Source organism: Sphingomonas sp. PAMC 26617, assembly GCF_000242835.1.
Lineage (GTDB): Bacteria > Pseudomonadota > Alphaproteobacteria > Sphingomonadales > Sphingomonadaceae > Sphingomonas.
Genome location: NZ_JH594425.1, coordinates 2411924 through 2434460, shown reverse-complemented (window position 1 = coordinate 2434460; position 22537 = coordinate 2411924). Strand labels below are relative to the sequence as shown.

24 protein-coding genes are annotated in these 22537 nt (G+C 66.1%); 6 read left to right on the top strand and 18 right to left on the bottom strand.

The annotated features are described in order from the left end of the window. Nucleotides 1–55 precede the first annotated feature (55 nt). From xth to RH91_RS10690, 5 genes are all read right to left on the bottom strand, one after another. Nucleotides 56–826 carry an exodeoxyribonuclease III gene (gene xth, locus RH91_RS10710; RefSeq protein WP_029623773.1) on the bottom strand — a complete coding sequence of 257 codons (771 nt, stop codon included), beginning with the start codon at nucleotides 824–826 and terminating at the stop codon, nucleotides 56–58. Nucleotides 827–856: 30 nt separating this feature from the next. Continuing rightward, the gene (gene erpA / locus RH91_RS10705; RefSeq protein ID WP_010162734.1) at nucleotides 857–1198 is read right to left on the bottom strand and encodes an iron-sulfur cluster insertion protein ErpA; all 342 of its coding nucleotides are present in this window, start codon (nucleotides 1196–1198) and stop codon (nucleotides 857–859) included. A 47-nt stretch (nucleotides 1199–1245) separates the two neighbouring features. Then, complete coding sequence (locus RH91_RS10700; RefSeq protein WP_010162733.1) at nucleotides 1246–2457, bottom strand: M23 family metallopeptidase; 1212 nt, start codon at nucleotides 2455–2457, stop codon at nucleotides 1246–1248. A gap of 210 nt (nucleotides 2458–2667) precedes the next feature. Further along, complete coding sequence (locus tag RH91_RS10695; RefSeq protein ID WP_010162732.1) at nucleotides 2668–3135, bottom strand: peroxiredoxin; 468 nt, start codon at nucleotides 3133–3135, stop codon at nucleotides 2668–2670. Then, nucleotides 3132–5819, bottom strand: a complete 2688-nt coding sequence (locus RH91_RS10690; protein ID WP_010162731.1) for a DUF294 nucleotidyltransferase-like domain-containing protein — start codon at nucleotides 5817–5819, stop codon at nucleotides 3132–3134. Before RH91_RS10690 ends, RH91_RS10695 begins: the two co-directional genes overlap by 4 nt. A 99-nt stretch (nucleotides 5820–5918) precedes the next feature. Between RH91_RS10690 and RH91_RS10685 the strand changes: the two genes are divergently transcribed. After that, nucleotides 5919–6116 carry a hypothetical protein gene (locus tag RH91_RS10685; protein ID WP_157136904.1) on the top strand — a complete coding sequence of 66 codons (198 nt, stop codon included), beginning with the start codon at nucleotides 5919–5921 and terminating at the stop codon, nucleotides 6114–6116. On the opposite strand, the gene RH91_RS10680 is transcribed toward RH91_RS10685, so the two are convergent. The 3 genes from RH91_RS10680 to RH91_RS10670 form a co-directional block, all read right to left on the bottom strand. Continuing rightward, nucleotides 6094–6741 (bottom strand): sigma-70 family RNA polymerase sigma factor, encoded by a 648-nt coding sequence (locus RH91_RS10680; RefSeq protein ID WP_010162729.1) that lies wholly within the window; start codon nucleotides 6739–6741, stop codon nucleotides 6094–6096. The two genes, RH91_RS10685 and RH91_RS10680, sit on opposite strands and share 23 nt — an antisense overlap. 93 nt (nucleotides 6742–6834) lie before the next feature. Continuing rightward, entirely contained in the window at nucleotides 6835–6978 is a 144-nt protein-coding gene (locus tag RH91_RS22375; RefSeq protein WP_198283305.1) for a hypothetical protein, read from the bottom strand. Between the two features lie 106 nt (nucleotides 6979–7084). Then, entirely contained in the window at nucleotides 7085–7891 is an 807-nt protein-coding gene (locus tag RH91_RS10670) for a response regulator (protein ID WP_010162727.1), read from the bottom strand. A 243-nt stretch (nucleotides 7892–8134) separates the two neighbouring features. On the opposite strand from RH91_RS10670, the gene RH91_RS22370 reads away from it, so the two are divergent. The 3 genes from RH91_RS22370 to RH91_RS10660 all read left to right on the top strand — a co-directional run bounded on the left by RH91_RS22370 (nucleotide 8135) and on the right by RH91_RS10660 (nucleotide 10362). Further along, complete coding sequence (locus RH91_RS22370) at nucleotides 8135–8332, top strand: NepR family anti-sigma factor (protein WP_157136903.1); 198 nt, start codon at nucleotides 8135–8137, stop codon at nucleotides 8330–8332. Nucleotides 8333–8339: 7 nt separating this feature from the next. Beyond that, entirely contained in the window at nucleotides 8340–9923 is a 1584-nt protein-coding gene (locus RH91_RS10665; RefSeq protein ID WP_010162726.1) for a sensor histidine kinase, read from the top strand. Between the two features lie 304 nt (nucleotides 9924–10227). After that, entirely contained in the window at nucleotides 10228–10362 is a 135-nt protein-coding gene (locus tag RH91_RS10660; RefSeq protein ID WP_010162724.1) for an entericidin A/B family lipoprotein, read from the top strand. A gap of 154 nt (nucleotides 10363–10516) precedes the next feature. On the opposite strand, the gene tatC is transcribed toward RH91_RS10660, so the two are convergent. From tatC to argS, 8 genes are all read right to left on the bottom strand, one after another. After that, entirely contained in the window at nucleotides 10517–11296 is a 780-nt protein-coding gene (gene tatC / locus RH91_RS10655) for a twin-arginine translocase subunit TatC (RefSeq protein ID WP_010162723.1), read from the bottom strand. Next, nucleotides 11293–11754, bottom strand: a complete 462-nt coding sequence (locus RH91_RS10650) for a translocase (protein WP_010162722.1) — start codon at nucleotides 11752–11754, stop codon at nucleotides 11293–11295. Before RH91_RS10650 ends, tatC begins: the two co-directional genes overlap by 4 nt. Nucleotides 11755–11772: 18 nt before the next feature. Next, nucleotides 11773–12009: a twin-arginine translocase TatA/TatE family subunit gene (locus tag RH91_RS10645; RefSeq protein ID WP_010162721.1), complete on the bottom strand. Its 237-nt coding sequence runs from the start codon at nucleotides 12007–12009 to the stop codon at nucleotides 11773–11775. Nucleotides 12010–12036: 27 nt separating this feature from the next. After that, complete coding sequence (gene scpB / locus RH91_RS10640) at nucleotides 12037–12612, bottom strand: SMC-Scp complex subunit ScpB (protein ID WP_010162720.1); 576 nt, start codon at nucleotides 12610–12612, stop codon at nucleotides 12037–12039. Further along, on the bottom strand, nucleotides 12609–13349 hold the full coding sequence (locus RH91_RS10635) for a segregation and condensation protein A (RefSeq protein WP_010162719.1): 741 nt from the start codon (nucleotides 13347–13349) through the stop codon (nucleotides 12609–12611). The genes scpB and RH91_RS10635 overlap by 4 nt, the downstream gene beginning before the upstream one ends. Nucleotides 13350–13565: 216 nt before the next feature. After that, nucleotides 13566–14573, bottom strand: coding sequence for a glycoside hydrolase family 3 N-terminal domain-containing protein (locus RH91_RS10630; protein ID WP_010162718.1), 1008 nt, complete (start codon nucleotides 14571–14573; stop codon nucleotides 13566–13568). A gap of 45 nt (nucleotides 14574–14618) precedes the next feature. Then, entirely contained in the window at nucleotides 14619–15302 is a 684-nt protein-coding gene (locus RH91_RS10625; RefSeq protein ID WP_010162717.1) for an SPOR domain-containing protein, read from the bottom strand. Beyond that, nucleotides 15302–17026 carry an arginine--tRNA ligase gene (argS, locus tag RH91_RS10620; protein ID WP_010162716.1) on the bottom strand — a complete coding sequence of 575 codons (1725 nt, stop codon included), beginning with the start codon at nucleotides 17024–17026 and terminating at the stop codon, nucleotides 15302–15304. The genes RH91_RS10625 and argS overlap by 1 nt, the downstream gene beginning before the upstream one ends. 173 nt (nucleotides 17027–17199) lie before the next feature. Here argS and RH91_RS10615 point away from each other — a divergent pair, with 173 nt between their 5' ends. Further along, entirely contained in the window at nucleotides 17200–19110 is a 1911-nt protein-coding gene (locus RH91_RS10615) for a CocE/NonD family hydrolase (RefSeq protein WP_010162715.1), read from the top strand. Between the two features lie 169 nt (nucleotides 19111–19279). On the opposite strand, the gene RH91_RS10610 is transcribed toward RH91_RS10615, so the two are convergent. Both RH91_RS10610 and RH91_RS10605 read right to left on the bottom strand, forming a co-directional pair. Continuing rightward, nucleotides 19280–20428, bottom strand: a complete 1149-nt coding sequence (locus tag RH91_RS10610; RefSeq protein WP_010162714.1) for a DUF1501 domain-containing protein — start codon at nucleotides 20426–20428, stop codon at nucleotides 19280–19282. Between the two features lie 5 nt (nucleotides 20429–20433). Then, entirely contained in the window at nucleotides 20434–21927 is a 1494-nt protein-coding gene (locus RH91_RS10605) for a DUF1800 domain-containing protein (RefSeq protein WP_010162713.1), read from the bottom strand. Nucleotides 21928–22136: 209 nt separating this feature from the next. On the opposite strand from RH91_RS10605, the gene RH91_RS10600 reads away from it, so the two are divergent. Beyond that, on the top strand, nucleotides 22137–22433 hold the full coding sequence (locus RH91_RS10600) for a hypothetical protein (protein ID WP_037479369.1): 297 nt from the start codon (nucleotides 22137–22139) through the stop codon (nucleotides 22431–22433). The last annotated feature ends 104 nt before the right edge of the window (nucleotides 22434–22537 follow it).

Here is a 22537-nt window from a genome sequence, read left to right as displayed (position 1 = left end):
TAACGGGGGCCGCACCACCGTCGACCGTCCGGGGGCCACCGCCGTCCGCCTCGGCCTACCGGAGCGACACCCACGTCGGCGCATGGTCGCTCGCCTTTTCGCGAGCGCGATAGGCCTTGTCGACGCCCGCATCGATCAGCCGGTCAGCGGCGATCGGACTCAGCAGGAGGTGATCGATCCGGAAACCGGCGTCGCGCTGCCACGCGCCCGCCTGATAGTCCCAGAAGGTCCACACCCCGCCCCCCGGGTGCCGCGTCCGCAGCGCGTCGGTCCACCCTTGTGCGATCAACGCGCGAAGCCCGCCACGGCTCTCGGGCTGCATCAGTGCATCCTCCTGCATCGCACGGACCGAATAGGTGTCGTCGTCATTGAGGATGACGTTGTAGTCGCCCGCCAGCACGACCGCGCGCTCCTCCGACAGCAGCGTGCGCGCGCGCGCCGCGAGGCGGTCGATCCAACGCAACTTGTAGTCGAACTTGGGCCCGGGACGCGGGTTGCCGTTGGGAAGATAGATCGATGCGACGATCAGGTCGCCGATCTCGACCTCGAGATAGCGGCTGTGCTCGTCCTCGGGTTCCCCGTCGAGACCACGCTGGCGCTCGACCGGCTCGGCATCGCGCGCGAGGACCGCGACACCGTTCCAGCTTTTCTGACCATGCCACACGACTCCATAGCCCGCCGCGCGGATATCCGCTTCTGGGAAGGTCTCGTCGCTGGTCTTGAGTTCCTGCAGGCACACCACATCGGGTTGTTGCTCGGCGAGATATTCCAGCAAGCGCGGGAGCCGCGCCTTGATGCCATTGATGTTGTAAGTGACGATCTTCACGCACACAGCCCCTGTTGGTCGGGGCGGACGTTACACCGAGAAGCTGGAACCGCAACCGCAACCCGAAGCCGCATTGGGGTTGGTCACGCGGAAAGCCGCGCCGCCGAGTTCCTCGACATAATCCACCGCCGCGCCGCGGACGAGATTGAGGCTGACCGAATCGACCACCAGCTTGACGCCGTCCAGTTCCGCGACGGTGTCGTCGGACTCGATCGCATCGGCAAAGCCAAACCGATACTGGAACCCCGAACACCCGCCCCCATCGACCGCAAGCCGCAGGATGGCGGGTTTGCCCTGTTTCGCCGCGATCGTGGCGACGCGGGCGGCTGCCGAGGGAGTCAGCGCGATTTCGGGTGCGAGTACTGTGGCCATTCGCAGAAGATAAGCCTTTACGGTCGCATCGGCAACCGCGGCTCGGCTCAGTCTGCCGCGTCCGCTGCGGCCGGGCCACCGACCGAGACCGGGATCGCATGAATCGACTTGTCCTGCGCGGCGACGAGATAATCGGCAGTCTGGAGGAACGGCACCGGGTTCACCGCATGGCCGTCGATCCGGACTTCATAATGGAGATGCGGCCCGGTCGAACGCCCGGTCGACCCGAGCAAGGCGATCAGCTGGCCACGATGAACGTGGGTGCCCGCCTCGACGAGGATCTTCGACAGATGCCCGTAGCGCGTCTGAATGCCCTTGCCATGATCGAGCTCGACCAGATTGCCGTAACCGCCCGCGCGCTCGGCACGATCGACGACGCCGTCGGCGGTGGCATAGACGGGCGTGCCCATCGGACCGGGAATATCGACCCCGGCATGCATCGCCGCGGTCCCGCGGAACGGGTCGGAGCGGATCCCGTAGTTGCTGGTGTAGGCAAGATGCTCGACCGGCTGCGCCGAGGGAATCGCGATCACGCCCTGCTGGAGCGTATCGAGCTTCTTCCACGTCATGAACAACGACCGGAATTGCGTGTCGGCGCGCAGGTCGGCTTCTGCCGCCGAGCTGCTCGCGGCTTCGAACGGACCGCCCATCGCGACGCGCTGGCGCTTGACGATACGCTCGGGCGAAAGGCCGAGGCTGCGGACATGCGCGACGGTACGGTCGAGGCGACGGTCGACGAGGCGGCGCACGTCACCCGCGGCGGCAAGCTGCTGCGCTTCGATCTTCTTGAGCGGCGCGACGACATCGGCAGCGACCGCGTCGGCCTTTGGGTCGACGATCGGGGTCGGCTGCGACAGCAGCGCGACGTCGGCCTTGCCGCCGACCGCAGCGACCAGAAGCGCCTGACGCTGGTCGACGCGGACCGCATGCGCTTCGGCGGCAGCACGAATCGTCGCGATATCGCGTTGAAGCCGGGCGACGCTGAGCCGCATCTGCGCGACCTTGATTTCGGGGGACTGCGGGGTGGCGACGATCCCGGTCATCGTCGCGGCGCCGACGGCAGCCTGCGCGACGCCATACGCCGAGAAGCACATCGTGACGCCGGCGACAGAGGCGGCAACCGCCTGCGCCTTTGCGCCGATCCGGAACCGCTTGAGGTTGCGGCCATCGTGCAGGATGAAGTCGCGGGTCTTGAAATAGGTCCCGACGCGGGTTGCAAACCGCGCGGCAGACGCAATCGAAAATACGTTCGTTTTCATTGGACCCCGACGACCATATGCGGTTGCCGGACAACCCGACGCGCGCTTGTATTCGACCAGTCTCAGCCCCCGAGACTGGCCGATGCTGTTTTGAGGGAACTTTTCGTCATACGGCAAGTCACGTACGCCCCGGTCGCGTCGAACCGGACCGTCGCTACGGCGAGTCGTTGAATTGGGTGCCGAGGGGCGCGTTAACCACGCGAATCGGCTCTAGAGCGCGCGTGCGGCCTCGAGCACCTGATCGACATGGCCGGGCACGCGGACCTTGCGCCACGCCCTTACCAGCACGCCTGCCGAATCGAACAGGAAGGTCGATCGGTCGATCCCCAAATAGGCCTTTCCGTAGAGCTTTTTCTCGATCCACACGCCCACGGCTTCGAGGGTTTCGTCACTGTCGGCGGACGCCAGCGGCACGGTAAGATCGTATTTGGCGGTGAACTTGCGATGTTTCTCGGGCGTGTCGCGCGATACCCCAAGCACCGCTACGCCAAGCCGCTCGAATTCGGGATAGGCCGCACTGAACCCCTGCGCCTCGCGGGTGCACCCCGAGGTGTCGTCCTTGGGGTAAAAGTACAGCACGAACGGCTTGCCGAGATAGCGTTGCAGATCGATCCGTTCGCCGTCCGGCCCGGTCAGATCGATTTCCGGGACTTTCGCGCCTTCCACCAATGCCGTCATGCCCCGTCCCCTTTCGCCTGCGCCAGCCCCTCTGCCTGCGCCAACCAATCCGCCACGTCCTGCCGCGTGGTTTCGAGCGATGCAACCACCTCCCCCCAATCCGCCATGTGCAACGCCCCCGCGATCAGCGCCTGTGTTGCCGGCCCGGGCGGCTCGGCGGTCGGCGCGACGAGCCGGAGCGTGACCAGCAACCGCCCGAGGAGGCGATACGCCGCCGCCATCCCCGCCGGCGCGAGGTCCGCCGCGATCAACGCATCGATCGCGCGGTTGAGACTGGGGTCGAGCCCGACGCCGCTCCCGAGCTGGACGATGTGGACCGCAAATTCCAGGTCGACCAGACCACCCGGCAACAGCTTGGCATCGAGCGGCCCGAGCGGCGGCTTGTGGCGCGCCATCTCGCCCCGCATCGCGCGCGCGTCCGCCGGCACGTCGCGCTCCGGGCGATCCCCTCGCAACACCCCCCGAATGATCGCGTCGACTGCCGCGCGCGCCGCGGGGGCACCGAACACCGGGCGGGCGCGGGTCAGCGCCATATGTTCCCACGTCCACGCCTGCTCGCGCTGATATCTGGCGAACCCCTCGACCGAGACGGTAAGCGGCCCCTGCGTCCCCGACGGGCGCAGCCGCGTGTCGATCTCGTACAGCGGCCCCGACGCGGTCGGCACCGACAGCGCCGCGCTCACCCGTTGCGCGAGCCGGTTGTAATACAGCACCGCGCCGAGCGGCTTGCGCCCGTCGGATTCAGCCAGATAATCGCCCGTGAAAAGATAGATGAGGTCGAGGTCCGAGGCATGCGTCAACGCGCCGCCGCCCAGTCGCCCGAGCGCGAGGATCACCAGCTCACTCCCCGGGACCACACCATGCGCGACCGCGAACTCGGCGATCGTCGCCGCCGCCAGCACGCCGATCGCCGCCTCGGCGACCCGCGCATAGCCAGCCGACACGTCGAGCGGATCCGCCACCGCCGCGACGATCTGTGTCCCCAGCGCAAAACGCTTCTCGCCGACCACGCGGCGAACGTGATCGAGCTGCGCCTGGTAATCCTCGCCACCCGCCATCTCGCGCATCAGCGCAGGGACATCGCCGACCGGATCGAGCGCGCTGGCGTCGATCAGCCCGTCGAACAGCTCGGGCCGCCCCGCGAGATCTTCCGCCAGCGTCACCGCGTGGCTGAGGATCAGCGCAAGCAACCGTGCCAGCGCCGGCCGCGCCTCGAGCAATCGGAAGAAATTCACCGCGCTGGTCAGCCGCGCCAGCATCCGGTCGAGCCGTACGATCGCACCGAGCGGATCGGGCGCGGTCCCCAGCGCCGCGATCAACGGCGGCAGCACCGCCTCCAGCGCCGCGCGCGCGGCGGGGCTGCGCAGCGCCGGATAACTTCCGCCGCGCCATTGTTCGATCCGTTGAACGGCGACGGTCGGGTCGCCGAACCCCGCCGCGCCGAGTTGCTCCGCCAGCGTCTCGCGGTCGAACGACAGCGTATCCCCCGAGTCGGGATCAAGCCCGTCATAGGTCCGCGCGGTCGTCGCAACCGGCGGAGCCAGCAACGCAAGCAAGGCATCCCCGTCGGCCACGCCGTGCAGCCGGGCAACACCATCAAGCAATGCGCCGCTCGGCAATTGATGCGTCTGGCGATCCTCGATCATCTGCACGCGGTGTTCGATCGTGCGGAACAGCGTGTAGGCAGCGGACAACCGCTCGGCTTCGTCCGAATCGACCCACCCCGCCGCCGCGAGCGCTGCAAGCGCGTCCCGGGTTGCAGGCACGCGGAGCGCCGGGTCGCGTCCGCCGTGGATCAACTGGTGGATCTGCGCGAAGAACTCGACCTCGCGGATGCCGCCACGGCCGCGCTTGAGATCGAACCCCGGGCCGAACACCTGCCCCTGCGCGTAATGGTCGCGAATGCGGCGGGAAATGCCGCGGATTTCGCCGATTGCGCCGAAATCGAGTGCGCGCCGCCATACGAACGGCGCCACGGCGGCAAGGAACCGCTCGCCCAGCGCACGATCCCCCGCAGCCGCGCGGGCGCGGATGAACGCTGCGCGCTCCCACGGCAGCGCGAGCGATTCGTAATAGGAAATCGCCGCATCGACCGACAGCGCGATCGGCGTGACTTCGGGAGAGGGACGCAGCCGCAGATCGACGCGGAGGACATACCCGTCGCCGTCGCGGGCCTGCAGCAGTTCGACGACGCGCCGCGCGATCCGTACCGCAGCGGATTCGGGTGCCTCGCCCTTGCGGCACGGCAAGGTGTGCGGGTCGAAGATCAGGATCGGATCGATGTCCGACGAATAATTGAGCTCGTGACTTCCCTGTTTGCCCAGCGCGATCGCCGCGAAGCCGACTGGGGGGGCATCCGGCGTCCGCTCGGCAATGGCGGCGGTGATCGCGGTATGCAGCGCAAAGTCGGCAAAATCCGAAAGCGCCCGCGTGACGGTGGTCAGATCTTCCGCCCCGGCCAGATCGCCGATCGCGATCCGCAGTGCCAGCCGGCGACGCATGAGGCGCAACCGTTGGGCCGTCGGAAGCGGCTCGAGATCAGTCGTGAGATCGCGGATTGCCGGAAGCTGTCCCTGCGCCAAGGCAGCAGCAAGTCCGGGTTCGCGTTCCAGCAGATGCGCAAGGAAAGGCGCATTCGCGCGTGCGCGATCGACCGCTAAAATAACCGCCTGTTCGAATGCCATACGCCAATTTGCCTCGCAGCTAATACGGCCGATCAAAACCTAAATCGGGCAACAATCCGGCGAGTCGAACGTTGTCTCCATATGCCGATGCATTTTGTCATGAATACGGACGCCCCGTTACCCGCCCAGCTCGTCGTTCGCGCGCCGCGTCGGACCGACGCGCTGAGCTTGACACTGAAGACGGCGTATCTCCCCGAACCCGATTATCCGACGGAGATCGCGCGGCTTTTATTTGCGCTCGATCAGGTTCCCGGGGTTCCGGAAAAACCGGTGATCAGGACCTACGGTCGCGACTGAGGTCGTCGACCTCTCCCATGATCGTATCGAGCGCGCTCATGCCCGGCTCGTTGGAATGAGTCCTGCGCGATGGCAGCGAGTTGTCGCCCATCACTGCCTCTAGCGCAACACGACCGCGCGCCACACGACTCTTGATCGTTCCTACCGCGACACCACAGATCTCAGCGGCTTCCTCATAGGCAAAACCACCCGCACCGACCAGAATCAGTGCCTCGCGCTGCGGTTGCGGAAGATGCAACAACGCGCGCTGCATATCGCCGAGCTCGACGTGCTTGTCCTGGCTCGCCGGTGCCGCGAGAATCCGATCCGCGACCAAGTCATCCCACTCGCCCTTAAAGCGCGCTCGTCGCATCTGCGAAAGATACAGGTTGCGGAGAATGATGAAGGTCCACGCGCGCATGTTCGTGCCGGCCTGGAACCGCTGGCGAGCGGCCCATGCCTTCATCAACGTCTCCTGGACGAGATCATCCGCAAGATCGCGATTACCCGAAAGCGAGCGACCAAAGGCGCGCAGATGCGGGATGACCTGCGCGAGTTCCTTTTTGAATTCTGGGTCGGACAGCGCGACGTGTTCGACGACGGGCACGTCGTCCTGAGATTCGTCCTGGTCGATCGCGTCGGTCATGAAATCCTGTCTCGCAGCGGCACACGCCACACATGGGTATGAGTCAACGCAAAGTCCATCAAGGGCCGTGCGAATGAACCTGTCGTCAGATCGTTAGCGATTGAAAACGAGCAAAATGATGGCGAACAGCACGATCACGAGAACGAGCGAGATACCAAGGACATAACGCGTGACGTGGGGCGTCGCCCCGGCTCGCGCATCGTCCCGATCAACCCTGATCTTTTCCCTGTCGGCCACCAAAGCCCCCAATCTCGTTCTGTTTCCGTATCGTATGGAACCCACAACCGACGGACCCTGCAATGGGTTCCCGACGTGGTCGGCGAACCCATTGCAGCCTGGCGGCTCAGATCGCGGGAACGGTCGTCTGGTCGAAGAACAACGCCTGCGCGATGGCGGCCTTCACGGTCGAACGCTGGAATGGCTTGGTGATGAGGAAGGTCGGCTCGGGACGCTCGCCCGTGAGAAGGCGTTCCGGGAAGGCAGTGATGAAGATCACCGGGACTTCGAACTGGGCAAGGATGTCCTTGACCGCGTCGATCCCCGAGCTGTCGTCTGCCAGCTGGATATCGGCGAGCACCAGGCCCGGGCGATCTTCCATCGCCAGCGCAACCGCCTCGTCCCGCGTCACCGCGACACCCGTGACGTCATGCCCGAGATCGCGCACGATCGTTTCGATGTCCATTGCGATGATCGGCTCGTCCTCGATGATGAGCACGCGCGCACGAGTCTGCTTTTCGATTTCGGTCAACGCCTCTGCAACCAATGAGTCCACTTCCTCGGGCTCCACCTCAATGAGATAGGCCGCGTCCTCTGGCGTGAAGCCTTCCATCGCGGTCAGCAACAACGCCTGCCGCGACAGCGGCGTCATCCGCGCGAGACGGGCCCGCGCAATCGCCTCCTGCCCGTCGCCGTCGCCGGCGCTCATGTTTTCGGGGGTCTCGTCGTAGTTGGTCGAGGTCCAGATCGCATGAAACATGCGATACAGGCCGAGCCGCGGATCGACGTCCTTCGGAAATTCCTCGGGTGCCGCGACGATTGCTTCCAGCGTCGCACGCACATAGCGGTCGCCATGCGTCTGGCTGCCGGTCAACGCCCGGCCGTAACGACGCAGGAAGGGTAGATGGGGGGCGAGTTGCTGTCCAAGCGACATGGCTGTCGGGATCTCCATGATGGGTCGGTCGGGTGGTCTTGTGGAAGCGCCCCCCGGCATATGCAACGCGTTTTCTGGTCTCGAGACAGTCGAGACTTAAAATCGCATCGAACGCGGAACAATCAAAGCGCTATTTGGTTTCATCCCCCAATCGGGGTCGGTGCATTCTTTGTGCCCCAACCGTCGAAGCCGGATTGTTACGGCAGCATTTTGACTCTATCCGGTAGGCCGGATCTCAGGGGGATGGCATTGCGTTCGGGCGACGACTCTTCGAAAAAACCGGAAATGGCGATTACGCCAAAGTCCGGAAGGCCCGGTGCCGCTGCTTCGGTTCAGAACAAGGACCGGGACATGGGCGCCGCGCTGCGCACCGTGTATCAACGCACGGTCGAAGAGGCGATTCCGTCCGAGATGCTCGATCTCCTCGGCAAGCTAGACTGAGCCTGCGGTGACCGACATCGCGGGCGACCCCTCCCCCGCGCGGACAGGCCGAAAGATCGACCGTGTTCCGACCGGCGCGAAGGTCTTTCTCATTCTCAGCGCAGCGTTGCTGCCGCTGGCGATCATTGCCTTTTTCGCGACGCTTCGTACCGCCGAACTTGCCGACGAGGCCACGCGCGCGCAGATGCGCCTCACGACGACGGAAAGCGCCCGCAAGCTCGCGATCGAGTTGATCGGCGACATGACCGCGCTACGTGTGTCGCTCAATGCGCTCGAACTCGATTCCGGCGATGCGCCGAGTTGCGCGCGCGCGCAGGGCGTCTTCGCCCCACAGTTGAGCGCGGGGACGCGTTTCGCGATCACGGACCAGCAAGGTCGGATCATCTGCGGAGCCCCTCTGCCAGTGTCTTCCCCCGCCGCGCCACCCAGCATGGACGGCCCGGTGACGGGACGGCTCTACCCAGGCCGCGGGCTGACGCTCGCGACGACGAGCAGTTCGGGCCGCACCCGGGCTGCCGCCTACTTCCCCGCAGTCGTTCTGAACGCGGTTGCCGCACCCAGCGCTTACGCGCAGGCCTATGAGGCCGAACTGGTCCTCGACCGCAAGACGCTGACGTTGCAATCGCTCCCCCGCCAGACTCCGCTCGAGCGGCGCACCTCGCTCTCGATGCCAATCGGGGTCGACGACATTGCGCTGGTCACCCGCACACCGGCCGCGCCGATCACGTCGCCGGTACTGATCGCGTTGATCCTGCCGATCGTGATGTGGGCAGCCGCTGCCGGGATCGGCTGGTTCGTGGTCGACCGTCTCCTGATCCGATCGCTCCGCCAGTTGCGCTCGCGTGTCGCGTTGTTCGTTCCGGGCGAGGAGATCGATCCCGGCGTGATGCACGCATTGCCTGCGCAGGAAATCCGGGAACTCGGCGAAACCTTCCGCGCGATCAGCCGGACCGTCGCTGAGCATGAGGCGGGGCTTGCAGAGGGGCTCGTGCGCCAGACGCGGTTGACGCGTGAAGTGCACCACCGCGTGAAGAACAACCTTCAGGTCATCTCCAGCCTCATCAACTTCCACGCGCGCGCGGCGCGGAGCCGGGAGGCAGCGGATGCCTACGCCTCGATCCAGCGCAGGGTCGATGCGCTGGCAGTGGTGCATCGCAATCATTTCGCCGAGATCGAAGAGAATCGTGGGCTGCAGTTGCGCTCGGTCATCGGGGAGCTCGCGGCAAACATCCGCGCGACCGCGCCGGAAGAGGCGCAGCTGAGCGTGATCCTGGAAATCGCGCCATTCCTGGCCAATCAGGATATCGCGATCGCGATCGCCTTCCTGATCACCGAGATCGTCGAGCTCGCCATCAACGTCAATCCGACGACGCAGGTTCGGATATCGGTCTCGCCGGATCCGTCCGACCAACGCGCGCTGCTGCGGATCAATTCGCCGTCGCTGATCGATGACGACCGGATGCGGACGCTGGTTGCGGAACGATACGGTCGCGTGATCGAGGGGCTTTCACGGCAGCTCCGGTCCAAGCTGCATTACGATCCGCTGGTCGGTGCCTATGAAATTTCGGTGGCGATCACCGGTCGCGACTGATTCTTCCCCAGCGCTAAAAAAATACGGGGCCGTTGCGTTTCTCTGGAACCAGATTGGCGGGAAGCCGTTTTCATCTTCGGATAGCGAATTTATGCCCCCCCCGCTCTCGCTATCCGCAACATGGGCCCGGTCGCGCTTACCCCTTCCCCCCCCCGGTGGCGCGTCCGGGCCCAATTCCCCCTTCACACCGTTGATCGCAACTTCCACCGATTCTGTTCGGGAGGTGGAACGAACATCCATGCCGATCATTCCGTTCCCAGGCATCCGGCCATGGGTCGGGAGCTTGTGATCAAAGGAGGTTCCAATGCGTAAGGTTCTCAGTCTCGCCCTCATCGCCAGCGCAGTTCTGGTCAGCGCCTGCAACACCGTCGAAGGCGTCGGCAAGGACGTAAAGTCGGCCGGCAGCACGGTCGCCAAGACGGCAGACAGCGCCAAGTAAGCGCTGCCACCGGAAACGGCGAAGGCCGCCCCCGCAGTTGCGGGGGCGGCCTTTCTTATGTCCCGGTCTTAGGGGTTGATCAAACCGATCGGCGCCCCATCCATCCGTGTCGAGCGATGGTATGGCTGGATGCTCAAATACAGCCGCCGCGCGATCAGCTCTCGACGAGTTCCGTCGCCGCCGCCTTCTTCCGGCCGCGCTCCGAGAACCAGATTGCGATCAGCGCGAGTTCGTACAGCAGCACGAGCGGCACCGCTAGCATGATCATCGACCCAGCGTCTGGTGGCGCGAGCACGAGCGCCAGGGCAAAGCACCCGACCACCGCGTAGCGTCGTCCGGCGACGAGCTGCTTCCGCGTCACCAGGCCGGCGCGCTCGACGATCATCAGCAGCACCGGCATCAGGAAGGCGATGCCGAACCCGAACAGGAACTGCATGATGAAATCGAGATAGCTCGCGACCGACGTCAGCGCCTCCTGATGCACACCACCCAGATTGCCCTGGAAGCTCAACAGGAAGTGCAACGCCGCAGGTACTGCGACGAAATACGCCATGGACGCGCCCATCGCGAACAGGATCGGCGTCGCGATCAGGAACGGCAACAGCGCCCGCTTCTCCTGCCGGTACAGGCCCGGTGCGACGAACTGCCACAATTGGTTGGCGATGACCGGAAACGAGATCATCAGCGCCGAGAACAACGCGATCTTGAGCTGCACGAAAAAGCCGTCGAACACGCCGATCGTCACGATCTTGGTCTGGCCGGCCTTGAGCAGCGGCTGGACCAGCAACGTGAAAATATCTCGCGAAAAGGTGTAGGTCAGCAGGATCGCGACGAACACGGTGGCGAGGCAGAAGAACAGCCGACGTCGTAACTCGATCAGGTGATCGAGCAACGGGGCACGGCTGGCTTCGAGATCGTCGATCGGCGCGTTCATGGCCGATCCGCCTGGTGCCGTTCCTCAGGCGCGACGGCGGTATGCGGGCTTGTCGGCTCCGGGGCGGGATTCGGTGCCTGCGGACCGACGGCATGAGCATCGCTATCGTGCCCCGCGGGCGGCGGCGTGATCGCCGGTTGCGCGACGGTCTCGGGCGCGGCCTGGTCGTCGGGGTGTGCAGCCGACACCGTATCGACCGCGGGCAGCATCTGGACGGGGGTCGGCGGATGCTCGCGCATGATCCGCTCGTTTTCGGCCGCCCACTTCTTCTCCATCTCGTGGAGCTCCGCCTCGCGCAGCATCGAATCAAAGCCGGATCGGAATTGCGTCGCAACCCCGCGCACCCGGCCGATCCAATAGCCTGCGCTCCGCATCGCCTTGGGCAGGTCCTTGGGCGGGATGACGAGCAACGCTACGACCCCCAATATGATCACCTCGGACGATGCGACGTCGAACATGCGGCTACCGGTCCGAAATCAGGCTTCGCGGTCGCGCACGCGATTGCCGTCGCGGTCGAACACGGGGTCCGCGGCCGCCTTGGCTTCGATCCGGCTCGGCTCGCGGCCGGGCTCGTCTTCTTCGGCCATGCCCTTCTTGAACTGCTTGATGCCCTTGGCGACGTCACCCATCATGCTGGAGAAGCGACCGCCGCCCAGCACGAGGATGGCGATGACGCCGAAAATGAGCCAGTGCACAAGGCTGAAACCACCCATGGTCAATCTCCTAGGAATTCATTCTATCTAGTCTTCATCATACGCGTTTGCCACCTCCATAGTTTCAAACGCGAGATCGACCGGGTCGAGCAGCCCCGCCGCACGGAGATCGTCGATCCCCGGCAGGTCGCGGCGGCTGGCCAGCCCGAAGTGCGCGAGAAACGCGGCGGTGGTTGCATAAAGCAACGGCCGGCCCGGCACTTCGCGCCGACCGGCGGGGCGGATCCAGCCTGCTTCCATCAGCACGTCGAGCGTCCCCTTGGAGATCTGCACCCCGCGAATCGCCTCGATTTCCGCGCGCGTCGCGGGTTCGTGATAGGCGATGATCGCAAGCGTCTCGATCCCTGCGCGGCTGAGCTTGCGCGGTTCCTCGTGCGTCCGGCGGAGCAGATGCGCCATGTCGGCGGCGGTCTGGAAATGCCAGCGGTCGCCACGCCGGACGAGTTCGATCCCGCGATCCGTGTAATCCGCTTGCAAGGCAGCCAGCGCCGGACGCACGTCAACGCCGCCGAGGTGGGTGCGGATCGCGTCGGCAGTCATCGGCTCGGTCGCGGCGAACAGGATCGCCTCGACTGCACGGACGGTTGCATCGGGCGGTGTCATGCCGCCCCCGCCTGGATCGCACGGATATAGAGTGGCGCGAAGGGCGATTGCTGCCGCAGTTCGACCTTCCCCTGCTTCGCGAGTTCGAGCGCCGCGAGAAAGGAGGACGCCAGTGCGGACTTGCGGAACAGGCCGCTCGCATCCGGCGGCAGGAAAGTCTCGATCACGCTCCAGTCGATCTGCGCGCCAACCAGCCGCGACACGCGTGCGAGCGCTGCCTCCAGCGTCATGACCGGGCGATGCGCGACGATATGCATAACAGGCCGGGTCCGCGCGGTAATGACACCATAAGCCGCGATCAGGTCGTAGATTTCCGCCTGCCACAAGGCCTTGCGCTGCGTGCGCAGGCCCTCGGGCGCACCGCGCGAGAACACGTCGCGGCCGATTCGGTCGCGCGCGACCAGGCGCGCACCCGCCTCGCGCATTGCACTCAGCCGTTCGAGCCGGAGCTGCAACCGCAGCGCGAGTTCCTCGGGAGACGGTTCGACCTCGGGGTCGCGCGGCAGCAGCAACGCCGATTTGAGATAGGCGAGCCACGCCGCCATCACGAGATAATCCGCCGCGAGCTCCAGCGCGGCATCGGCTTCCTCGATGAACCGCAGATACTGGTCGACCAGCGCAAGGATCGAAATCTGCTTGAGATCGACCTTCTGGTTCCGCGCAAGCGCCAGCAACAGGTCGAGCGGGCCTTCCCAGCCTTCGATGTCGAGCGTGAGGGTTTCGGGCGTGTCGGTCATGTGTTGACGGCACGCTACCAAATATGCGCGCTGGGGGGGAGCGGCTTGTCGTGTTGCCTCGGCGAAGGCCGGAGCCTTTGGAAAACCTTTACCCAGCGTCACCCTGAACTCGTTTCAGGGTCCACCGCGGACCAAGTCCGGTCCGTGTCAGCTGCACGGTAGATGCTGAAACGAGTTCAGCATGACGGCGGTTGAGGTCGGCGTGAGTGCGCCCCCTCAAACCAGCGCCAGCAATGCATCCCGCTTGGCGATCAGCGCGGCCATGTCCCCCTCGGGCACCACCCCCGCAATCGTCGCCATCGCGCGGTCGAGCCGGTCGCGCGACACCGGCGCCATCTCGCCCAGCCGTCCCGCGATATCGACCATCTCGTCCATCCGCGCCCAGCAATCGAGCACGACGTCGCACCCTGCCGCAATCGCCCCTGCGGCCTTTTCGCCGGCGCTGCCCGACAGCGCCTTCATGTCGATATCGTCGGTCATCAACAGCCCGTCGAACCCGATCCGTTGACGGATGACCTGCTCGATGATCACCGGCGACAGCGTCGCGGGCCGGTCCCGGTCCCACGCCTCGAACACGATATGCGAGGTCATCCCCATCGGCGCGCCGTTGAGACGGCGGAACGGCTGGAGATCGACTTCGAGGTCCGCGTCCGACGCGGTGACGGTCGGCAGGTGATAATGCGTGTCGAGCCGTGCCCGCCCGTGCCCCGGCATATGCTTGACCACGCCGACCACGCCCGCCGCGCGCAACCCGTCGAGGATCGCGCGCCCCATCGCCGCGACGCGCAGCGGCTCGGACCCGAGCGCGCGCGAGGTGATTGCCTCGGTCGTATCGGGTTGCGCGACATCGAGCAGCGGTAGGCAGTCGACCGTGATGCCGACCTCCGCCAGCATCAGCCCGATCGCCTGCGCATTCGCCTGTGCCGCCTCGATCGCCGAAATCGGCGCGATATCGTACAAGGCGTCGAACACCGGGCCTGCCGGAAATTCGGGCCATTCTGGCGCCCGCATGCGCGCGACGCGCCCCCCCTCCTGGTCGATCAGGACGGGGATATCGCTTCGCCCGGACAGGTCGCGCAAACTGTCGGTCAGGGCGCGGAGCTGCGCGCGGTCGGCGATGTTGCGCTTGAACAGAATGTAGCCGACCGGGTCCGCCTCGGCGAAAAACGCGCGTTCGTCGGGGGTAAGGGCGAGGCCGGATAGGCCGAAGATAACGGGCTTCATCCCCGCTCCCTATCGTCCCCCGCGCCCCGCGTCACCCCGACGGGTTCAGATCCGCGGAACGAAGCACGCCTGCCCCGCGGCTGCGAGCTTCGCGCACAGGCTCGTGGCCTGCGCGGTGCTCCCGGCGTTCACGCGCAACCGATAGACGGTGCGGCCACCGACCTGCGCCATCTGCACCGACTTGCCGAGCGGCGCGACGAAGGCGTTGCGCTTGACGACCGTCGCCCATCCCGCATTGGCTTCGGCCTCGCTGTCGAACGATCCGAGCTGAACGACCGACCCGCCGGACGTTCGAGTAGCCCCCGTCGCCTGCGGCAGCGCCGAAATCGCCTTGCTCGACCCGGCATCGATCTTGGGCGGCGCCACCTTCTTCCCCGCAATCGGGGTTTCGGGGGCGGCGGCCATGTCGATCGAGGCGTTGCCGGTCCCCGCGCCATTGCTGGTCGCGATCGCGGTATCGCCCTCGCCCTCGACGATCATCCCGCCGGGCTCGGTCGGGCGGACCTTATAGGGCTCGGCCGGGGCTGCGATCAGCGCGCCGTTGCCATTGATCCCGCGATGCGTGTCCCAATAGCGATAGCCGAGGATCGCGATCGCGACGACCAGCAACACGATCACGATCAGCAGCACGATGCGAACGACCGGCGTACCGCCCTCATTCTCCTCCTCGACCGTTTCGAGCCAGGGAAGCCGTTCGCTGTCGCGCAAGTCCCGATCGCCAATCGCCATCAATTCATCTCCTGGACCGCCTGCACCCCCATGATGCTCAGCCCGTTGCGGATAATCTGCCCGATCCCTTCCGCCAAGAACAGCCGGGCGCACGTCACGCCCGGATTGTCCGCAAGCAGGAAACGCCGGTCCGGGCGATCATTACCGACATTCCATAGCGCATGGAGCGATGCAGCCAAGTCATAGAGATAAAACGCAATTCGATGTGGCTCGCGCGCGGCGGCAGCCGTGTCGACGATGCGCGGGAACTGTGCCGCAAGCTTCACTAGCGCAAGGTCCTCCGTATCAAGCCGGGACAGGTCGACCGTATCGCACGCGATCCCCGCCTCGGTTGCGCGGCGATGCAGCGACGCGATCCGTGCGTGGGCGTAATTGACGTAGAAGACGGGGTTGTCCTTCGACGCCTCGACCACCTTGGCGAAGTCGAAGTCCATCTGCGCGTCGGCCTTGCGGGTCAGCATGGTGAAGCGGACGACGTCCTTGCCGACCTCGTTCACGACATCCGCAAGCGTGACGAAATTGCCCGCGCGCTTGGACATCTTGATCGGCTCGCCGTTGCGCATCAGCCGCACCATCTGGACGAGCTTGACGTCGAACCGCGTCTTGCCCCCGGTCAGCGCCTGCACCGCCGCGACGATCCGCTTGACCGTCCCCGCATGGTCGGCACCCCAGATGTCGATCAGCGCGTCGGCGGTCTGCGCCTTCTGGTAATGATAAGCGAGATCCGCGCCGAAATAGGTCCACTGCCCGTTCGACTTCTTGATCGGGCGATCCTGATCGTCGCCGAACTGGGTCGAGCGGAACAGCGGCAGCATGACCGGCTCCCAATCCTCGAGCTCCTGCCCCTTGGGCGCTTCGAGCATCCCGTCATAGATGAGGCCCCGCGCGCGCAGGTCGTGCTCGGCCGCCTCGGGCTTGCCCGCCGCCTGCAATTCCGCTTCGGACGAGAACAGGTCGTGGTGAATGCCGAGCTGCGCGAGATCCGCCTTGATCAGAACGAGCATCGCCGCGACCGCGCGGGTGCGGAACAGCACGAGCCAGTCGCCCTCGGGCTTGCCGACATAAGCATCGCCGAATTCGGTCGCGAGCATCTGCCCGACCGGAACGAGATAGTCGCCCGGATACAGGCCCTCGGGGATCTCGACCGTCTCGCCGAGCGCCTCGCGGTAGCGCAGGTGGACCGAGCGCGCGAGCACGTCGACCTGCCCGCCCGCGTCGTTGACGTAATATTCGCGGATAACCTTGTGTCCGGCGAACTCGAGCAGCGCAGCGAGCGCGTCACCGACGACCGCGCCGCGACAATGCCCCATGTGCATCGGCCCCGTCGGGTTGGCCGAGACGTACTCGATGTTGACCGTCGTCCCCGCACCGCGGGTCGAGCGGCCATAGTCGCCGCCTGCATCGTGGATCGCGGACAATTCGGTCCGCCACGTGTCGTCGGTCAGCGTCATGTTGATGAAGCCGGGGCCCGCGACCGACACGCTCGAGACCTCGTCGAGCGCCTCGAGATGCGCGGCGATCTTCTCGGCCAGCGCGCGCGGGTTGGTCTTGGCGGGCTTGGCCAGCACCATCGCGGCGTTGGTCGCCAGATCGCCATGCGTGATGTCGCGCGGCGGCTCCACCGTCACGTTCGCGCGCGACAGGTCGCCGGGCAGATCGCCCGCGGCGACGAGAGCATCGAGCGCCGCATCGATGTGCGCGGCGAAACGGGTGTAGAGGGTCATTGGGGTCGTCCGGTGGTGTCTGCGAGCGCGTCCCCTAGCGGATGTGCAGGGCGGCTTCAAATCACCTTCGTTCCTCCCCGTCACGGGGAGGATCAAGCGGCGCCATATCAATGGTTGCGTCTGCTGCGACACCTTGCCTACCATCGCGCCAACATCCTGACGAAAGGTCGCCCATGCATTCCAAGTCGCTCCTGCTCGCCGCCACTGCGGCGCTGATCGCGATCACCCCCGCGGTAGCACAGGACAAGATGGCGGCGCCCGCCGGTGGCGATATTCCCAAGAGCTTTACCCCGCCCGAAACCGGCCGCGACTATGTGAAGCGCGAAGCGATGATCCCGATGCGCGACGGGACCAAGCTCTACACCGTGATCGTCTACGCCAAGGGCCTGACCAACGCGCCGATCGTGCTGACGCGCACGCCGTACAACGCCAAGGGCCGCGCCAACCGGACGGACTCCTCGAGCGAACTGTCGACGCTCCCGCTCGCCGACGAGATGTTCGTGCGAGGCGGCTACATCCGCGTCTATCAGGACATTCGCGGCAAATACGGCTCGGAGGGCGATTATGTTGTCACGCGCCCCGTGATCGGCCCGCTCAACCAGACCAAGGTCGATCACACGACCGACGCCTATGACACGATCGACTGGCTGGTGAACAAGGCGAACCTGCCGCAGTCCAATGGCCGCGTCGGGATGATCGGCTCGTCCTACGAAGGCTTTACCGTCGCGATGGCGCTGCTCCACCCGCATCCCGCGCTCAAGGTCGCGGCACCGCAGAGCCCGATGGTCGACGGCTGGATGGGCGACGACTGGTTCCATTATGGCGCGTTCCGCTTGCCCAACATCGGCTGGCTCGGGTCGCAGACGGGCTACAAGGGCGCGGGCACGGCACCCCCTTCGGGCGGCTATGACGATTACGACAACTTCCGCACCATTTCGGCGGGGGATTGGGCAAAGCGGTCCGGCTACGACCAGCTCCCCTATTGGAACCGCATGGTCCAGCATCCGGCGTATGACGGCTTCTGGTCGGGCCAAGCGCTTGACACGCTGCTCGCCGCCAGCCCTTCGAACGTGCCCACCTTGTGGGAGCAGGGCCTGTGGGATCACGAGGACATGTGGGGCGGGATCCACGCCTATGAAGCGCTGGTCAAGGCGGGCCACCAGTCGAACAACTATCTGGTGATGGGCCCGTGGCGGCACAGCCAGGTCAACCGCGAAGGCCGCTCGCTCGGCCCGCTGACGTGGAACGGCGACACCGCGCAGCAATATCGCGAGGACATGGTACTGCCGTTCTTCAACCAGTATCTGAAGGATGGCCCCGCGGTCACCCTGCCCGCCGCGGCGATCTACAACACCGGCGCAAACCATTGGGACACCTTCCCGAAATGGCCGCTGTCCTGCGACAAGGGCTGCGACACCGCGCTGACGCCGCTGTATCTCCAGGCCGACAAGGGCCTCGGCTTCCAGCGTGCGGCGAACGGCGGGGACAGCTATGTCTCCGATCCCGCCAACCCCGTCCCGTACCTGCCGCGCCCAATCAATTTCGAGGATGGCCGCTGGGGCGAATGGCTCGTGTCCGACCAGCGCTCGGTCGACGGCCGCACCGACGTGATGAGCTATTCGACCCCGGTTCTCACCAAGACCGTCAAGGTCTCGGGCGTGCCGTGGGCGGACATCTTCGCCAAGACGACCGGGTCCGACGGCGACGTCGTGGTCAAGCTGATCGACGTCTATCCCGACGAGGTCGCGAGCAACCCCAAGATGGGCGGCTATCAGCTCGCGATCAGCCTCGACATCTTCCGCGGCCGCTACCGCGACAGCTTCGCGAAGCCGACCGCGATCCCGGCGAACAAGACGCAGGAATATCGCTTCCGCCTGCCCGCGGTGAACCACGAATTCCTGCCGGGCCACAAGATCATGGTGCAGGTGCAGTCGTCGCTGTTCCCGGTCTATGACCGCAACCCGCAGACCTTCGTCCCCAACATCTTTCTGGCGAAGCCCGGCGATTACAAGAAGGCGACCGTGACGATCCAGCACGGCAGCGTCGGCGCGAGCGCGGTGCTGCTGCCGGTGGTGACGCAATAGGCTACCCTGGCGCTTTTCCCGGGGACAGGCGCCAGTTCCACCACTCGCCGTCACCCTGAACTCGTTTCAGGGTCCACCGCGCTACAACGGCTAGCTGCCCGAGCGGAGAGGTGGATGCTGAAACAAGTTCAGCATGACGGCACTCTTGCGGAGCCGTAGCGCGCCACCGCTACACCAACCCTGCCACCGCCGCCGTCCCCCTGGACGACGGAAACAGCGCCGCCATCGCCTTCGCCGGTTCCACCCCGAAATGCCCCGCGACCGCGCCGCCGATGAACGCATCGAGCTGCAGCGTCGGCTTGAGGTCGCGCCCCTCGAACAGCGCAGCAGGCGCAAGTCCCGGCCAGTCCGCCAGCACCCGCCCGCCGCGCACCGCGCCGCCGAGCAGCATCGCGGAACTTCCGGTCCCGTGATCGGTCCCGCCCGTCCCGTTGACCGCGACGGTCCGCCCGAACTCGGTCGCGACCAGCACCAGCGTATCGCTCCACAACGGCCCGAGCCCGGTCTGGAGCGCGCCGATCATCGCATCGAGCCCCTTTAACTGCGCACTCAACCGCCCGCGCTGCCCGGTGTGCGTGTCCCAGCCACCGGTTTCGATCATCGCGATCCGCGCTCCGTTCGCGGGCGCCATCAGCCGTGCGGCGAGCGCGCCGGTCGCGGCAGCATTCGCCCCGCCCCCCGCCGCCAGGTCGCCCGTCAACGCGCGGGTGCCCATCGCCTCGCTCCACAAGGCATGAAGCTGGCTGTCCCCCTCGTACAGCATCGACACGCGCTGCATCAGGTCGTCCGACGCCTGTGGCAGGCTCGACGGCGCGTAGGAGGACACGTCGTGCGCCCCGCGCAGCGCGAGCGGGACGGTAGCGGATACCGCGATCGCCTTGGCCTGGGTCGGCGGCAGGATGCCGAGCAGCCGGTTCATCCAGCCGTCCTTGAGCTGATACGCCCCGGTCCCACCGCTCTCGAGCACGTTCTGCCCGTCGAAATGCGACCGGTCGCGATACGGCGAGGCGACAGCATGCGCGACCAGCGCCTGTTTCTGGCCGTACAGCGCCTTCACGCTCGTCATCGCGGGATGCAGCGCGAACATCGAATCCAACTTCGGCGCGCTGGCGAAATCGGTCGCCAGATCGCCACGTGCGCCCACGAAGGCCGGGTCGCCGACGGGTGCGACGATCCCGAGTCCATCCGCCGCGCCGCGCTGGATGATGAACACGAACCGCTTGTCGGTCTCCGCCTTGGCGAAGGCCATGCGCGGGCTGAGCGCGGCGAACACGGCACCGGCGACACCGGCACCCAGAAACGAACGACGATCGTACATGGCGATTACCTCCGCAGGAATTCGGGTGTGACGAGCAGCAAGGCGAGCGCCTGCGCCGGGCTCTCGCAATTGGCGAGTGCGGTCTGGGTCGCGGGGCTAACCGCACCGGGCAGCACCTTGGGCGCCAGCGCGCGCGCATCGACATTCGCCGCGCGCGACGCGAACCGTTCCGCCGCCTCGACCCGCCGCAGCATGGCGTCGGGCCCCGCCCAACTCGCGGCGATGTCGTCATAGCCGATCGGCTGCCCCGGCTTCCACGTCGGTTGCCCGAGCTGGTTGAGCAGCCCGACCATCGCCTGCGGGTCCGCGGTCTTGACGTTCAGCGCGCGCATCGCGGAAATCGTCCACTCCCACGGCGTCTTGAACTTGAGCGGCCGCTCGACCCACGCTTCGGGGGAGGCAATCAACGCGCGATAGACCGTCGGCAAATCCCCGCCCGACTCCAGGAACGCCGCCTGCAACCGCGCGACCAGCGCGGGTGGCGGCGTGTCGCCTGCGAAATGCCGCGCCAGCTTGGTCATCACATGCGTCGCGGTCGCGGGCGCGATCGACACGTCCTGCAACACCGCACGCGCCTGCTCGACCCCGCCTGCGGGATAGCGCTTGCCCATGATCGTGCGGTCGCCGGGTTCGTGGATCGGCGCGGCGAAGACGAAGTCGCCGGGCAAGCCATCCGTCCCGGCGGCAGCGGCCCCCGGTCCGCGCCCGATCCCGGCGACGGTCCAGCCGGTCATCGCGCGCGCGAATTCGGTGACGTCGGCCTGGCTATAGCCGGTCCGCACGCCCAGCGTATGCAGCTCTAGGATTTCGCGCGCGAGATTCTCGTTGAGCCCGACCTTGCGATTGCCGCGCGCGGCGATCTGGAGACCGCGCGGCGAATTGGGGCCGACCGACACCGCCTGATCGAGATACAGCAGCATCGCGGGATGCTGCTCGACCGCGACGAGCATGTCGCGAAACGTGCCGAGCACATGCGGCCGAATCGCCTCGGTCTCGAGCGTCCCCGACAGCCCGATCAGCTCAAGCTTGTCCGCCGACACCGCAAAATGGTTCGCCCAGAAATACACCAGGCGCTCGACGAACGGCGTCTCGGTGACGAGCGCATTGGTCGCGCGCGCGCCGACCGCCCCCGCATAATCGCCGCGCCCCGCGCGCTGCGCGAACTGGCGCGCCTGCTTCATCGCGTCGTCCTGCCCTGCCTTCACGGGCATGGGCGGCGCCATTCCGGGCGCACCCGGTGCCTGCATCGGGCCGGCCGCGCCCCTTGCGGGGATTGCCGGACGATTGCCCTGCATCACTCGCATCGCGCGTTGCTGGCGGTAATAATCGGCAAGCCCGGCAGCGACCGTCGCGCTGGTCGGCGCCGCCGCGATGGGATCGGGGTGGGGATCGTAGCTGGTAAGCTGCCGGGTCAGCCAGCCGAGCGGGTCTGCCGGGGTCGGCTGATCGCCGCGTGCGCCCAGACCGAACCGATTGAGCGCAATACTTGCCTTGGTCACAAACGCTGTCCCGATACGAGAGTCGATGCAGGCGTTCTGCGCGCGGATTGTCGCAAGATTATGCCCGCTCCGACGCGGAGCGTTCGCTTTGTGCAATCGCGCCGGCACGCTTTGCGCTTGGACAAATGCTGCAACGCAATAAAATCGTGAACAGCAAGCTAACCCAGGAGAGGATGCTGATCCGGCTTTCGCATCGAAAGGAACCGATCATGCTCAAGTCCATCGCAACCGCTACCGCATTTGTCCTCCTGTCCGCTGCCCCGGCTTTCGCCGATACGGCCAGCGAAGCCCGCACCTTCACCCGCGACGGCCAGACCTTCACCTACACCAAGGTCGCCAGCACCGATCATGTCGCGATCGACGGCCGCAACCTGACCTCGGGAGAGACGTTCCACCTCGTCGTGCGCGGCAAGCGCGTGTCGGGCGTGTCGAGCGGCGTGCCGGTCTCGTTCTTCGTGCCTGCCAAGACGGCCGGGATGGACGACGCCGCGATCGCCTCGCGCTGATCTCGGGTGCCGGTCGCGTTCTAAAGCGCTTCCCCGGCGAAGGCCGGGGCCCAGTCGCGATGGCTTAGAAAACGAAGCGCATTCGGTCGCTTCTGCCGTTCCGC

Bases quoted from the DNA above. Each gene is read 5' to 3' on its own strand.
- RH91_RS10610 (WP_010162714.1), bottom strand. From the start codon at position 20,428: ATGTACGATCGTCGTTCGTTTCTGGGTGCCGGTGTCGCCGGTGCCGTG.
- RH91_RS10630 (WP_010162718.1), bottom strand. From the start codon at position 14,573: ATGAAGCCCGTTATCTTCGGCCTATCCGGCCTCGCCCTTACCCCCGAC.
- RH91_RS10685 (WP_157136904.1), top strand. From the start codon at position 5,919: ATGAATACGGACGCCCCGTTACCCGCCCAGCTCGTCGTTCGCGCGCCG.
- RH91_RS10650 (WP_010162722.1), bottom strand. From the start codon at position 11,754: ATGTTCGACGTCGCATCGTCCGAGGTGATCATATTGGGGGTCGTAGCG.
- RH91_RS10625 (WP_010162717.1), bottom strand. From the start codon at position 15,302: ATGGCGATTGGCGATCGGGACTTGCGCGACAGCGAACGGCTTCCCTGG.
- RH91_RS10695 (WP_010162732.1), bottom strand. From the start codon at position 3,135: ATGACGGCATTGGTGGAAGGCGCGAAAGTCCCGGAAATCGATCTGACC.
- RH91_RS22370 (WP_157136903.1), top strand. From the start codon at position 8,135: ATGGCATTGCGTTCGGGCGACGACTCTTCGAAAAAACCGGAAATGGCG.
- argS (WP_010162716.1), bottom strand. From the start codon at position 17,026: ATGACCCTCTACACCCGTTTCGCCGCGCACATCGATGCGGCGCTCGAT.
- RH91_RS10680 (WP_010162729.1), bottom strand. From the start codon at position 6,741: ATGACCGACGCGATCGACCAGGACGAATCTCAGGACGACGTGCCCGTC.
- scpB (WP_010162720.1), bottom strand. From the start codon at position 12,612: ATGACACCGCCCGATGCAACCGTCCGTGCAGTCGAGGCGATCCTGTTC.
- RH91_RS10690 (WP_010162731.1), bottom strand. From the start codon at position 5,819: ATGGCATTCGAACAGGCGGTTATTTTAGCGGTCGATCGCGCACGCGCG.
- RH91_RS10700 (WP_010162733.1), bottom strand. From the start codon at position 2,457: ATGAAAACGAACGTATTTTCGATTGCGTCTGCCGCGCGGTTTGCAACC.
- RH91_RS10660 (WP_010162724.1), top strand. From the start codon at position 10,228: ATGCGTAAGGTTCTCAGTCTCGCCCTCATCGCCAGCGCAGTTCTGGTC.
- tatC (WP_010162723.1), bottom strand. From the start codon at position 11,296: ATGAACGCGCCGATCGACGATCTCGAAGCCAGCCGTGCCCCGTTGCTC.
- RH91_RS10615 (WP_010162715.1), top strand. From the start codon at position 17,200: ATGCATTCCAAGTCGCTCCTGCTCGCCGCCACTGCGGCGCTGATCGCG.
- RH91_RS10600 (WP_037479369.1), top strand. From the start codon at position 22,137: ATGCTCAAGTCCATCGCAACCGCTACCGCATTTGTCCTCCTGTCCGCT.
- erpA (WP_010162734.1), bottom strand. From the start codon at position 1,198: ATGGCCACAGTACTCGCACCCGAAATCGCGCTGACTCCCTCGGCAGCC.
- RH91_RS10645 (WP_010162721.1), bottom strand. From the start codon at position 12,009: ATGGGTGGTTTCAGCCTTGTGCACTGGCTCATTTTCGGCGTCATCGCC.
- RH91_RS10635 (WP_010162719.1), bottom strand. From the start codon at position 13,349: ATGACCGACACGCCCGAAACCCTCACGCTCGACATCGAAGGCTGGGAA.
- RH91_RS10670 (WP_010162727.1), bottom strand. From the start codon at position 7,891: ATGTCGCTTGGACAGCAACTCGCCCCCCATCTACCCTTCCTGCGTCGT.